The organism is Acinetobacter sp. IK31, assembly GCF_035615195.1.
GTDB lineage: Bacteria > Pseudomonadota > Gammaproteobacteria > Pseudomonadales > Moraxellaceae > Acinetobacter > Acinetobacter calcoaceticus_C.
In genome coordinates this window covers 1-13,474 of sequence record NZ_JANBOB010000002.1, presented here as the reverse complement: position 1 = coordinate 13,474, position 13,474 = coordinate 1, and the positions used below count along the sequence as shown (strand labels likewise).

Sequence of the window (13,474 nt, the reverse complement as noted above, 5' to 3'; positions counted from 1 at the left end):
TTTGTGCACTATGTATCCAAGACGAAAATAACCGTTTATCATTTAGTTTGTCCGAATAGCGGACAGAAACAACCAAAATAACAGGAATGAAAGGATGCCTTCTCTCGATGCTTTTTTAGAGCACCCGAACTCGCATGAGAAAATTCGTCAAGAAGACTACATTGCAGGGTTAGCAAAAGGCTTAGCGTTACTGGAAGCTTTTGGAACAGATCGACAACGGCTGAATGTAACTCAAGTGGCCGAACGAACCGGTATTAGTCGCACGGCGGCAAGGCGTTATCTAAAAACTTTAAAATACTTAGGCTATTTAGAAACAGATGAACATTACTTTTGGCTCACCCATCGCGTGCTGCGCTTTTCAAGTTCTTATTTAAGCTCTGCCCATCTGCCTAAAGTTGCTCAATCATTTTTAAATCTTTTGTGCGCGCAAACGTCTCTGACTTTTTCAATTGTGGTTCTGGACGATAACGAAGTCGTGCCGATTGCCCGCAGTTATTTACCGCAGCAAGATAATTTACGCGTAAGCCCTTACGGCATGCATTTAGGAAACCGACTGCCTGCCCATGCAACTTCCACAGGTAAAGTGTTGCTTGCAGCACTGCCTGAAGAAGCTCAGCACACATGGGTAAAAACTTACGGTTTAAAACGCTTAACCCCATTTACCGTTGTAGATGAATCCAATTTTTTTGAAGTACTTAAGGGCATTTCATTATCAGATTATTGTCTTTCAAAAGAAGAACATGAACTTGGTGTGATTGCGATTGCTGTGCCTGTTTTTAATGCACAAGGTCAAGCGGTGGCAGCGCTTAACTGCATGTCTCAAACCAACCGTGTACAAGAAGATTATTTAGTTCAGCAAATTTTGCCATTGCTGCGCAACACGGCAAATGAACTTAGAAATGTGATTTAAATAGACATAGAAACTCTTGTCATCAATTAGAGGTACAAGAGTTTCAACTCATGATTTTAAATGGCAAACCCTTTAACTCGCTGGTTTGCCAGAACCAATACGAGCCAATTGAGCCGCTAAAAAATATTGAAAAAATTACTTACAGCAATTTTTTAGGCATTGATTTGGTGAGGAAGATTTTGTTCTATAGACATGGCTTTTTGCCAGCTTTCTAAGCTTTCTAGACTTTTTACATATTGTTCAATATTAAGATATTTTGATCGAATATTTAAAGAATTAATTAGACCATAGACTACGAAACCAATCATAAAATCTGCACCCGTTAAGCAATTGTCTACTAAGAATTTTTTGCCTTCTAATTGTTGATCTAAATATGAAAAAACTTTATCCAATTCAGCATGCGCATATTGATCCAAGAACTTTAATTGAGTGCCATTTTTTAACTCAATCGAATTAAAAATATTTAATAAATATGGAACCATAGCCGAACTTTCTGAAAAATGAATCCATTGTAAATAATCAAGATAACTGTCTGAATCTTTCGCGGGCATAAGTTGAGGAGCAAACTTTTCAATCAAAATTTCTACAATGGCACCTGATTCAGCAATTACTTTTCCATCTAGCTCAATCACAGGTGATTTTCCTAAAGGATGAATATTTTTTAATTCTTGAGGTGCAAGATTTGTAGTTTTATCTCGAAAATAACTTTTTAATTCGTAAGGTTGTTTAATTTCTTCAAGTAACCACAGAATGCGAAATGAGCGTGAAGCATTTAAATGATGAAGAATAATAGACATTAATTTTCTCTTTTAAACTAGAAGGTCAACAAAGTGAGGCCTAACTATATAGATTGATAGACGACCGGTCTAATATTTTTTGTTATCAGCTCAGCATTTGTTTGATTAAGTAATAAAGTAAATGTGTTAAAAACATAAAAAACCACATCCGTAGATATGGTGACAAATTGGCTTTTAATTTTATTGATTGTCTAGCACATTCTGAGGCCTCAAATTATATTAACCACCTAAACTGCGCAAAAAACAATCCACTACTATTACAACAAGAACGTATTGGCGTGATCGATTTTGATGCACGAGGTCAAGCGGTAGCAGCACTTAACTGCATGTCTGAAACCAACCGTATACAAGAAGATTATTTGGTTCACCAAATTTTGCCATTGCTGCGCAACACGGCAAATGAACTCAGAAATGTGATTTAAATAATGTATTAAAAAGGCCTCGTCTACTTGAACAAGGCCTTTTTAATACGCAAAGCGAAAGTTTATTGCTCAGATTCAAACTCTTTAATTGCCTCTTTAGCAATACGAAAACTATCTACAGCAGCAGGTACACCACAGTAAATTGCAACCTGTAAGAGCACTTCACGAATTTTCTCTTTAGGCACACCATTCCGTAGTGCACCTTTGACATGTAGTTTTAATTCATGTGGACGATTTAAAGCCGAAATCATTGCCAAGTTAATCAAACTACGCTCAGGCTTACTTAACTCTTCACGTCCCCAAACAGCTCCCCAGCAATATTCAGTAACTAGCTCTTGAAGAGGAAGATTAAATTCATCCGCATTGTTGATTGAATTATTTACATATTCTTCACCAAGAACTTGTTTACGGATTGCTAAACCCTTTTCAAATTTTTCATTACTCATATATTCAATCCTCCAAACAAGGTGTATTTAATTTCCAGATAATCTTCAATACCGTATTTGGAACCTTCACGCCCCAAACCCGACTGTTTAATTCCACCAAAAGGCGCAACTTCATTTGAAATAAGGCCTTTATTAATTCCGACCATGCCATATTCAAGCTGTTCACTCATTCGCCAAGCACGACCTAAATCTTTGGTGTAACAATATGCAGCTAAACCAAATTCAGTTGCATTTGCCATTTCAACAGCTTGTTGCTCGGTTTCAAATTTGAATATGGCAGCCAGTGGACCAAACGTTTCTTGAGTTGCCACATCCATATCAGCGGTAACGTCTGCAATAAGAGTCGGTTCAAAAAACAATTCACCCGCTATATGCTTTTTACCACCAACCACAAGACGACCTTTTTTATCTAAGGCATCTTGAATATGAGCTTCAACTTTTTTCACCGCATTGGCATTAATTAAAGGTCCAATGTCATGCCCTGCTTCTAATCCATTACCAATATTAAAGTTTTGAATTTTTAAGCTCAAAGCAGCAATAAATTTTTCATAAATGCCAGCCTGCACTAAAAATCGATTAACGCACACACAGGTTTGCCCTGCATTTCTAAATTTAGCAATGAGTGCCCCCTCAATTGCTGCATCTAAATCGGCATCATCAAATACAATAAACGGCGCATTGCCACCCAACTCTAAGGAAACTTTTTTTAAGGTTTTTGCTGAACGCTCAAGCAGCATTTTGCCGACTGGAGTTGACCCCGTAAAAGTAAATTTGCGTACAACATCACTTTCAAAAATCGCATCACCAATATGAACTGCATCGCCTGTAATCACACTAAAGATTTCAGCAGGTACACCAGCTTGCACGGCTAAGTCCACTAAAGCCAAAGCAGTAAAAGGCGTTTCAGGCGCCGGTTTTACAATACAAGGACAACCTGCCGCCAAGGCTGGAGCAACCTTGCGCGTAATCATGGCAGCCGGAAAATTCCACGGCGTAATAGCTGCAACGACGCCAATAGGCTGTTTATTTACGACAATTCGAGCATCAGGATATGGGCTTGGGATAATATCGCCATATACTCGTTTTGCTTCTTCGGCAAACCATTCAATAAAACTTGCAGCATATAAAATTTCACCTTTAGCTTCAGCTAAAGGCTTTCCTTGCTCACTCGTTAAAATAAAAGCCAAGTCATCTGCATTTAAAATAATTAAATCGAACCATTTTTTTAAAATCATTGATCGATCTTTTGCTGTTTTATTTTTCCATAGCGGCCAAGCTTCTTTGGCAGCTTCAATGGCACGCTCGGCTTCAGCCTTACCCATATTTGGGACAGTACCAATAACTTCTAATGTCGCCGGATTTAAAATTTTGGATGTTTGTTGATGGTCCGCATCGCACCACTTTCCAGCAACAAAGGCTTGCTGACGAAATAAAGCGAGTTCATTAAGCTGCATGATCATTATCCTGTTGAGATCTTCTGCATTGATAGTGGAGCGATACATAAATTAAATAGCTCACCATCAACTTTGTATTATGGCATACCAAAAATTAATTTAAAAAATTTTCGGTATGCCCGAATGTTTAAATATCTTTAAAAATAATAAAACAGCGTTAAGTTAAGCAACTTATTCCACTGGTTATCATCCCCTTGTGCCAATGAATCTTGAGTCCCACCAATGAATGGGTCATTTTTACTCATGATGTATTCAGCCACCAAAGATAGCTGTTTATGGTCAATAGACACACCAATAATATTACGGATCGAATCTTTCATATTGTCCTGATCTTTGTCGTACTGACTGTACATAAAGTACGGCGTAATGTTCCCGATCTGCTTAACATTTTTGAAAGAATAGCCGACGTCTGCTGTATAGAACGTTCCTTTGTTCGCCACATAATATTCACCGTCATAAGAACCCATAAGCGAATGATTTGGATTAAGCTGGTCCTGATTAGTTACGTCATTTTTACCGCCTGTAAGGGTCACATTAAAATTGCCATAATTGGCTTTACCAAAAAGTGCCCATGCATGACGACGCCCATCACTCGAAGCAGCTTTATTTTCAATATCGGATGTCCAATATGAACCACCGAGCTGTGTTGTTAAACCATTAATTCCAAGATTTACATCTTGAGTCACTCGGCCTACCCACATGTTCTTTTCTTGCAAATCAGTTTTATTCGGATCGTCTGAACTGACATAATTTGCAGTGTAGCGACCTGAATCTTGGGTAGAGCCTGTGTAGTTTCCACCATCTACCGCAAAATACCCTACATCAAACTTGGTTGCTGTTGGCAATTCAAAGTGATAATTCAAACCAAGATTATGAACATCTTCTAAACCGGCTGTTGTGCTCATACTTCCATATAAGCTATTGCCCCAGAAACGTCCCGGTCCAAATGGAATCGGCTGAACACCTGCCACCACCTGATCTGTTTTATTTAATTTGTACCCCACATAACCATCAATCAATGTTGAGAAATCACATAGACGATCATATTGATAACAACGATATTCCGCGTGACCAAATAACGATCCACGCTCATAGTCCAATTTTAATTGCGCAGCATCAAAACGAATTTTTTGATCAGAAGCAGACTCTCCATAGTGTTTATCTTGATAGTTAGCGCGAACATAACCTGATACGGTGAGCTTCCCGTATTCACTATCGCTATTTCCAAAATTTACACCTGCGTAACTCGGATAGATTACGGCCATCAATGCTGTGCTTAGAGCCGCTTTTAAATAGCTTTTTTTCATTGTCGGATTCCTTTCACTACAATGCTTATTGAGGTAATTTTGCATTTAACGCGGGTGCAGAACATTTAATCTTTCCTAGATTAAAGATGTAATACACCACCAGACTCACCACCAATCCAATGACCCATGAAATATCCGCATCCGGAATTACATCGGCTAATGCACCTGTAAAGAACGCATTTTTTAAGAACGGAATTTGTACCGCGATACCAATGAAATAAGCCGTAAGCGCTTTTGCATTAAATTTGCCGTAAATACCACCATCACGTGCAAAGATTGATTGAATGTCATAAGACTTTTTATTAACTACATAGAAATCTAATAAATTAATAGAAACCCATGGCACCAAAATAAATAACAAGGCAAAAATCACATTTAAGAAGAAACTAATAAAGTTACTTGATGCCCAAAGCGCAGTTAAAGTCGCTAGAATTAACACGATGATTGATAACACGACTCGGATATTTCGGCTTGGCATCCATTGCCCTGCAAAAGTCTGAATAGAGGTAATACACGACAGAACCGCACCATATAGGTTCATGGCATTGTGACCAATGATATTGCATAAGAACAAAATCATAAGAACATAACCGAATAGCCCAGTACCAGACTTTACCGCTTCCATTGCATCTGTGGTTGAACCAATGCTGACCGCAATCGTGCCAAATGCCATGGCAAAAATAGTTCCTAAAGATGCGCCTAAATAGGTAAAGATAAATGGTTTATAAATACCAATCGACTTTGGTAAATATCGTGAATAATCTGAGGTATAAGGTGAAAAACTAATTTGCCATACAGCACACAACCCAAACATGGCAAACCAGCTTTTCATGTGGAAAGAACCTTTGGCTAACACATCTGCATTAATATGCGGCACCATAATCATTAGGCCAATGAGCAATGAACCACCCATGAACCAAGTCCCAATTTTATTGAACTTGTGAATAAAGTGGTAACCGATCACCCCTATCGTTGTTGCAGCAATTGCCCCCAGAACTGTAGCAATTGGCACAGGAATCGCTGGAACAACGGTATGAAGGGTTTTCCCTGACAAAATAATGTTAGAAATAAAAAAACCTAAATAGATGAGTGTTGTAAACAGTACAACTAGCAATGCCCCATAACGCCCAAACTGTGCGCGGCTCTGAATCATTTGAGGAATGCCGACCTGTGGTCCTTGTGCAGAAGTCAAAGCTAGAATTGCTGCGCCAAAAAAATGTCCGCAGCAGATCGCAAGCAATGCACTTACAATATTGAGGTTAAACGTTAAAACTGACATTGCTCCCGTAATTACGGCAAGCGGTGCAATATTGGTACAAAACCATAATGTGAATAGATCGCGAACTTTCCCATTACGTTCAGAGGGAGCAACATAATCAATAGAATGGCTTTCGATTGCGAAAGCATTATTGCTATTTTCGTTTTGGCTCATATCCTTAATCTCTCTTTGAGGAATTCATTTCCTCAACATCAAAAAATCTGCTCAGCCAAAGTCATTTCAATATGACTTGGCTTCATCTTTTTATTTCCTTTTACAAACCGATCATTGATCTGTTTGTGTTGTTTTAGCCAAGAAAAAGGTAAAGCCCGTCCGATTGATACTATTATTGAGCATCAATACATCTAGTTTTACTTTTTAACTATTTAAAGGCTTTAGTTGATTGTTAAATTTGACTGATTCATTTTTTCATCCTTGAAATTAAAATCCCGATATAGTTTCTGACCCAAGTCATGACTTATCTCATGACGAATGGATCATCAATTGGCTCATCTGAGGTACGTAACCAAACTGTTTTAGTGGTGGTGTAATCTAAAACAGCATTTGCGCCGCCTTCTCGACCATGCCCCGAAAGCCCATGTCCACCAAAAGGTGCGAGTGGAGAAACAGCGCGGTAGGTATTTAGCCAAACAATTCCCGAACCAATCACTTTAGTCATACGATGAGCACGACTTAAATTGGTGGTAAAGACTCCTGCTGCCAGTCCGTAAGGCGTACTATTGGCTTTTTGCACGGCTTCCGCTTCATCTTTGAAACTATCTACTGATAAAACCGGACCAAATAGTTCAGTTGTAATGCAATCTGCTTGAGGTGCATCAGTACAATCTAAAATGGTCGGTGGATAGTAATAACCTGCTCGCTCAAGGCTTTTACCACCGGTAAGAAGTTTTGCACCTTGCTGGATTGAGCTTGCAACGACTTGCTCAATTTTTTGGCGTTGGCGTAAGGTACAAAGTGGTCCAAACTCAGTTGCCATCTCATGAGGTAAACCAATTTTTATGGTTTGTACACGCTCAACCAAACGCTGAACAAATTCATCTTTAATGCTTTCTTCAACCAGTAAACGAGAACCTGCTACACAACTCTGCCCAGTGGCAGCAAAAATAGCAGCGACCTGAGCATTTACAGCACTTTGAATATCTGCATCAGCAAATACAATAAATGGAGATTTACCACCTAATTCGAGTGAGACTTTGGCAAGATTTTCAGCCGAGTTACGTACAATGTGCCGCGCAGTTTCTGGACCACCCGTAAACGCAACATGGGCAACAGCAGGATGACTACTCAGCACGGCGCCACATTCAGGTCCGAAACCTGTAATCACATTGACCACTCCAGCCGGGAAACCAGCCTCATGGACCAATTTAGCAAAAGCTAATAATGGCCCAGGGCCATCTTCAGAGGCTTTTAGCACGACGGTACAACCTGCCGCTAAAGCTGGGCCAACCTTTACTGCCGATAGAAATAACTGACTGTTCCAAGGAACAATTGCAGCAACTACACCTACTGGTTCACGAACAATCCATGCTTGCATATCCGCTTTATCAATCGGTAGAAAACTACCCTCTAATTTGTCGGCAATACCTGCATAGTATCGATAATATTCAGCAACATAGGCAATCTGGCTAGAGGTTTCACGAATAATTTTGCCTGTATCACTGGTTTCAATTTGAGCAAGCTGCGGTGCAGCTTTTTCAATTAAATCAGCTAACTTATAAAGTAATTTACCCCGCTGTGAAGCAGTTAAACCCGCCCAATCAGGTGCTTTTAACGCGTGAGATGCTGCCTCAACCGCTCGATTCACTTCATCGGTTCGAGCTTCCGGCATGTTTGCCCAGACCTCACCCGTTGCAGGATTAATACTTTCAAAAGTTGCTGCACCAGATTCAAACTGACCATTAATATAAAGCTGAAAGTCTGCTGTCATGATATTCGCCTCTATGCAAATGCCGGCATAACTTCATTGATCATACGTTCCAATGATGCTTTTTTACGTTCAAAGCTCATGCCCGTATCAATCCAGAAAGAATATTCGTTGTAGCCCATTGCTTCATAAGCTTTTAAGCGTTCAATGACTTCTTGAGCTTGTCCAATCACGTTATTTTTGCGCATCGCTTCTGGTGTATAAAAAGGATGTGCAGCCATTTCCTCTTTTGTGATAGGCGCAATTAAACCTTGAGTAATTTCACGCTCATTTTTAAACCAAGCACCAAAGTAGTTATAGAATGCATTGATTTCATCTGCTGCCAGTTGTGCATCTTCTTCACTGTCTGCAACATAAGTATGGCGCAGCAACATAATTTCAGGGCGCTGAATTTCATTGAACTTTTCACAAGCTGCATTGAAATGTCCCATGAGCTTTTCAACTTCTTCATCACCAAAATGCAAAGGCGTTACCTGTACATTACAGCCATTTTGCACAGCAAATTCATGGCTATTTGGATCACGGGCTGCAACCCAAATTGGTGGGTGCGGTTGTTGAAGCGGTTGAGGTGCTGAAGTCGTTTTTGGAAACTGCCAAAATTCACCTTTATGCTCATAATCTCCTTTCCAAAGGTTTTTAATTGCGGGAATCATTTCACGTAAACGCTGACCAGCACTCCATGCATCCATGCCCGGAACCATGCGCTCATATTCAAATGAATAGGCACCACGAGCAATACCAATATCTAAACGACCATTGGTAATAATGTCGGTCATTGCAGCTTCACCTGCAAGTTTAATCGGATGCCAAAATGGTGCTACCACCGTGCCAGTACCTAGACGAACATTTTGAGTTTTATTCGCTAAATCAACCAGATTTAAAAATGGGTTTGGTGCAATGGTAAAGTTCATGGCATGGTGTTCGCCTGTCCAAACCGCATGCATACCGCCACGGTCTGCAATCTGGCAAAGCTCAATCATTTCATCATAGAGTTGTTTCTGGGTTTGCTGATCAGAAACACGTTCCATATGCACAAATAATGAAAAACGCATGATTAAACTTCCTCTTTAACGATTTGACGAACTGTACCTGTTGTCTGATTTCCGTAATAAACACCATAAGTTTTTAAATGGTTTTCTTTACGATAGCGCATCAACATACTTTCTAGAGCGCTGTCTACAAACTCAAGTTTCTCTAGGTCATTTAAATCGACAAACTGACCTTTAGTTGCTTGAGCTACGGGTGTATTGCATAAAAATGAAATATATTGCTGCTGGTTTTCAACGTTTTCATATACAGAGTAAATGAAGTTAGCAGAAGCATCTGGCTGATATTGTGCAAAAATTTTCTCAAGCGCTTTATCTGCACCGTCTTTATCAACCATTACATTTGGAATAGTCCATTTATGATCGGCAGTTTCTTCAAGTAAAATGGTATTTTCATGACCAATAATTGCGCTCATCACGACTTTCGGACCAGAGATGACCTCGGCAGAAAGTTTGGCTGGTGTAAAATATCCACCACGATAATAGCCAAGACCTGCAAAACCGGTTGAAGCAAAATCTTCAACTTTACCAATTAAAATTGCATGGTCCCCTGCATCAACAACTTGATAGGTTGTACAGTCGAACCATGCACTGACATGATCGATAAGCGGATTTTGGCAAGCACTTTTTGACCATGAAAGATTTGCAAAACGGTCTTCGCTTGGACGAGCAAACGTATTAGAAACATCTTTTTGCTCTTCTGCCAAAATATTGATCGCAAAATGAGGTGTGTTTGCAAAGTTATGATAATTGCTTGATGTCTTTGCAATACTTACAAGAAGTAAAGCTGGGTCCAAAGACACCGAAGCAAAAGAGTTCGCTGTAAAGCCAAGTGGTGTTCCATCTTCTTTACAGGTTGTGACCACCGTAACGCCCGTCATAAATGATCCGAAAGCATCACGTAGTTCACGTATTTTATTAATAGTATCCATTTCACTCATTGTTATATTCCTTCAGCAATGTGTGGCAAATTAAACGCTGGTTTCCAACCACGTTTGCATTGCATTATTCACTTTGTCAGGTGCAGTTAAGTTCACCATGTGACGTTCATTTTCAATGACAATTGCAGTGCCATGTTTTGCCTGATTCGCCATTTGCTGTGCCATTTCTGCTGTTGAATTCGGATCATCCGTTCCGGTCAACACCAAAGCAGGACACGTTATCTTTGACCAATCATCTGCATAGGTTTCATCACCTTGCGCAAACGCAGAATATGCAGTTGTATAACCAGACAAGTCGACATTTTCCAACCATGATTTCACTTTGGCTGCTGCTATACGCTCTACTTCGCTTTCACCAAACCAGCGCTGTAGCGGAGTCTCAACATCAATACGGCCTGTTTTTAACTCTTCAGCTCTTTGGATTACAGCATTACGTGCCTGTGCTGTACGTTTATATACACCATTGAGTACAGCCATCCGTTTAACTAAATCAGGACGGGTAACACTGACTCCTGTCGTAATGAGAGATCCCATTGAATGTCCAGCTAAATTTACAGGACCTAGATTTAAGGCTGTAATAAATTCGATGGTCCATTCAACAAAATCTTGTAATTTTGCTTCTGCCGGTAATTTGGTACTTTGCCCATGTCCCGGCATATCCAATGAAATTACATGATAATGTTTAGAAAAATATTCAATTTGTGGATACCATGCCGCAGCTTGCATCCCCACTCCATGGATCAGAACCAGAGGCTCTCCTTCGCCTTGCTCAAAATAGTGAGCAATACGGTTATTTGACAGCTGCAGGGTTTTTGACATCATGGCCTAACTCTTCCAAATCTTTATAACGATCACCAATACGATGATGTGGTCGACCACCTGTTGCTGCACCAATCACAACAACAAGTTCATCGGCAGCAGGTGCATCTGGAATTGCAAATTGCAGTGTTAAGTAATGAGAACGGCGGCCCTCATCATTTTTATCCATCATTGGAATTAAAATCGGTGCATTTGCTGGGCCACGCGTATTATTAAATGCCAAATAAGATTTCGCACCGACTGCACTACGGTAAGTATTACCAAAATGTAAGGTGTGGATTAAAGCTGATGCATGTTCAAGTTCACCGTTTAAGCCAACCACCGCACTTTTACCAAAAGCTTCAACTGCTTCACCAGAACCGATTTCATCAAGAATAAGTTTGGTTAAATGTTCGCTTAAGATGGGTGCAATACGGCGAATTTCTGGTGCTAGGTCTTCTACATAGCCTTGGCCTGCCCACGGATTTTTAATGACCGCTGCGGCTGCCACCATTTTTAAAGGCTTTGCTGCTTCTTTGCCACCATCAACATAAGTTGTTTCTACATGAAGCACTGTTTTACGTATGAGTTCCATTGCTCTTCCTTGCAAGTAAATTATCTTGTCATTCGTATTATGGTATACCATAATACATACTGAAAAAAAAGCAAGAGTTTGCTATGCTAATTTTTATTGAAAAACATGTAATGAAACTCAACATGTTAAAAAACAGGAAAATTTAATTATTTATGAATCTTAAAATTGAAAACCCGCCCGTAACTTTACGTGAGCTGTGTTTAGATAAAGTACGTAATGCTATTATTACCGGCTATTTCCCATCAGGAAAAAGACTGGTTGAAAGAACGTTATGTGAAGAGCTCGGAGTGAGCCGTTCTGTGGTTCGTGAAGTGATACGTTATTTAGAGGCAGAAGGTTTAGTTGAGATTTTGCCCAATAAAGGCCCGATCGTCTCTCTACTTAACTGGGAAATTGCTTCACAAATTTATGAAATTCGCCTTTTATTAGAACAAAGTGCTGTTGTGGACTGCACCAAAAACCTAGATGAAGAAACTGCTGAAAAATTAAAACTTCTATTAGAAGATCTTAAAGCTGCTTTTGCTGCCGATGACATCAATCTTATTATTGCGACTTCAACCCAGCTTTATCAAACCATCTTCACAACCGCAAAACACTATATTGCATGGGAAGTTGTTCAACGCTTAAATGGTCGAATTAGTCGTCTTCGTGCCATGACCATGAAATCGACAAAACGTGAAATCTCAGGTTATCAACGCATCAAAAATATGTGTGAAGCAATTTATCTTCATAAAGACCCTGAAATGGCAAAACAAGCCGTTGCTGAGCATGTTACCGAAGCGGCTGCCATTGCTAAAAATATTTTAGAGGCCTGAGATAACACAATTTAGAAAAATTTAGATAGTTTTAGCTTAAAAATATAGGGAAATACGATATGTCTGCATACTGGATTGCTCATGTCACTATTCATGATATGGAACAGTACAAACAATATATAGCAACAGCTCCACAAGCTTTTCAAAAGTATGGAGCTAAATTTCTTGCCCGTGGCGGAGCTTCAGAAGTCTTAGAAGGAAAAGCATTTGAACGCCATGTGGTGATTGAGTTTCCAGATATGGTAACTGCACGTGAATGCTATTTTTCACCTGAATATCAGCTTGCCAAAAGTAAACGCGAAGGCTGTTGCGATGTGATGGTTAGCTTTGTTGAAGGTATCTAAATTACTGAATGGATTTCTTAACAGAGAAATCCATTTTATTTTAAGTCGTTATATCAGCTAGCTCATTTATATGTCTTAAACGAACCCCACAAAAAAAACAATCTAACACCCTTTCCCGATCATCTGCCCCATCTGAACTTAAAAGCTGAATGATTCCACCTTCAATCATATATAAAAATAGCTTTGCATCCTGAAAAGTCGCATTGGTTTTAAGTGCTCTAAGCTGGCTATAGATTTCATTGATCAGCCATGTTCTATATTTAATCGCAACTTGATAGGCTTTTGGATAGCTCATTTTCGTTTCAAAAATGGCTTTAAATAGCAAATAGTACAGCCCCTCTAAGTCGGTATGTAAAAGATAAATCGCCTTGAGTTTATCTTTCACGCTTGTGCCTT

At 39.6% G+C, this 13,474-nt stretch carries 14 protein-coding genes and 2 pseudogenes; 4 read left to right on the top strand and 12 right to left on the bottom strand.

The genetic code is table 11. The features are described 5' to 3' along the window. The first annotated feature begins 94 nt into the window (after positions 1–94). A complete protein-coding gene (pobR, locus tag MSG66_RS00915) occupies positions 95–910 on the top strand; it encodes an IclR family transcriptional regulator PobR (RefSeq protein WP_324651558.1) in 816 nt (271 codons plus the stop codon). A gap of 152 nt (positions 911–1,062) precedes the next feature. Here pobR and MSG66_RS00910 read toward each other — a convergent pair whose 3' ends face one another. Continuing rightward, positions 1,063–1,707 carry a glutathione S-transferase gene (locus MSG66_RS00910; protein WP_324651556.1) on the bottom strand — a complete coding sequence of 215 codons (645 nt, stop codon included), beginning with the start codon at positions 1,705–1,707 and terminating at the stop codon, positions 1,063–1,065. A 278-nt stretch (positions 1,708–1,985) separates the two neighbouring features. Between MSG66_RS00910 and MSG66_RS18675 the strand changes: the two are divergent. Beyond that, positions 1,986–2,129 (top strand): annotated as a pseudogene (locus MSG66_RS18675) (IclR family transcriptional regulator); the annotation flags it as partial. Positions 2,130–2,191: 62 nt separating this feature from the next. Here MSG66_RS18675 and MSG66_RS00900 read toward each other — a convergent pair. The 10 genes from MSG66_RS00900 to MSG66_RS00855 form a co-directional block, all read right to left on the bottom strand. Next, positions 2,192–2,575, bottom strand: coding sequence for a carboxymuconolactone decarboxylase family protein (locus tag MSG66_RS00900; RefSeq protein WP_000064100.1), 384 nt, complete (start codon positions 2,573–2,575; stop codon positions 2,192–2,194). Then, complete coding sequence (locus MSG66_RS00895) at positions 2,572–4,029, bottom strand: NAD-dependent succinate-semialdehyde dehydrogenase (RefSeq protein WP_133974212.1); 1,458 nt, start codon at positions 4,027–4,029, stop codon at positions 2,572–2,574. The genes MSG66_RS00900 and MSG66_RS00895 overlap by 4 nt, the downstream gene beginning before the upstream one ends. Before the next feature lie 137 nt (positions 4,030–4,166). Then, a complete protein-coding gene (locus MSG66_RS00890) occupies positions 4,167–5,336 on the bottom strand; it encodes a hypothetical protein (RefSeq protein ID WP_324651550.1) in 1,170 nt (389 codons plus the stop codon). Positions 5,337–5,361: 25 nt separating this feature from the next. Further along, the gene (locus tag MSG66_RS00885) at positions 5,362–6,768 is read right to left on the bottom strand and encodes a purine-cytosine permease family protein (RefSeq protein WP_075431355.1); all 1,407 of its coding nucleotides are present in this window, start codon (positions 6,766–6,768) and stop codon (positions 5,362–5,364) included. 38 nt (positions 6,769–6,806) lie between these two features. Continuing rightward, positions 6,807–6,944: a hypothetical protein gene (locus MSG66_RS00880; RefSeq protein ID WP_128814422.1), complete on the bottom strand. Its 138-nt coding sequence runs from the start codon at positions 6,942–6,944 to the stop codon at positions 6,807–6,809. 128 nt (positions 6,945–7,072) lie between these two features. Then, positions 7,073–8,542 (bottom strand): (Z)-2-((N-methylformamido)methylene)-5-hydroxybutyrolactone dehydrogenase, encoded by a 1,470-nt coding sequence (gene tgnC / locus MSG66_RS00875; protein WP_042896750.1) that lies wholly within the window; start codon positions 8,540–8,542, stop codon positions 7,073–7,075. Positions 8,543–8,553: 11 nt separating this feature from the next. Next, a complete protein-coding gene (gene tgnB / locus MSG66_RS00870; RefSeq protein ID WP_262471606.1) occupies positions 8,554–9,591 on the bottom strand; it encodes a flavin-dependent trigonelline monooxygenase oxygenase component in 1,038 nt (345 codons plus the stop codon). Between the two features lie 2 nt (positions 9,592–9,593). Beyond that, entirely contained in the window at positions 9,594–10,526 is a 933-nt protein-coding gene (tgnA, locus tag MSG66_RS00865; RefSeq protein WP_042896751.1) for a flavin-dependent trigonelline monooxygenase reductase component, read from the bottom strand. Positions 10,527–10,556: 30 nt separating this feature from the next. After that, on the bottom strand, positions 10,557–11,348 hold the full coding sequence (locus MSG66_RS00860; RefSeq protein ID WP_133974216.1) for an alpha/beta fold hydrolase: 792 nt from the start codon (positions 11,346–11,348) through the stop codon (positions 10,557–10,559). Continuing rightward, on the bottom strand, positions 11,317–11,919 hold the full coding sequence (locus MSG66_RS00855) for an amino acid synthesis family protein (protein WP_042896754.1): 603 nt from the start codon (positions 11,917–11,919) through the stop codon (positions 11,317–11,319). The genes MSG66_RS00860 and MSG66_RS00855 overlap by 32 nt, the downstream gene beginning before the upstream one ends. A gap of 152 nt (positions 11,920–12,071) precedes the next feature. Here MSG66_RS00855 and MSG66_RS00850 point away from each other — a divergent pair, with 152 nt between their 5' ends. Together MSG66_RS00850 and MSG66_RS00845 are read left to right on the top strand one after the other, a co-directional pair. Continuing rightward, the gene (locus MSG66_RS00850) at positions 12,072–12,734 is read left to right on the top strand and encodes a GntR family transcriptional regulator (protein ID WP_324651540.1); all 663 of its coding nucleotides are present in this window, start codon (positions 12,072–12,074) and stop codon (positions 12,732–12,734) included. A gap of 59 nt (positions 12,735–12,793) precedes the next feature. After that, positions 12,794–13,078, top strand: a complete 285-nt coding sequence (locus MSG66_RS00845; RefSeq protein WP_324651538.1) for a DUF1330 domain-containing protein — start codon at positions 12,794–12,796, stop codon at positions 13,076–13,078. A 40-nt stretch (positions 13,079–13,118) separates the two neighbouring features. Here MSG66_RS00845 and MSG66_RS00840 read toward each other — a convergent pair. Then, positions 13,119–13,474: pseudogene (locus tag MSG66_RS00840) on the bottom strand (TetR family transcriptional regulator); the annotation flags it as partial.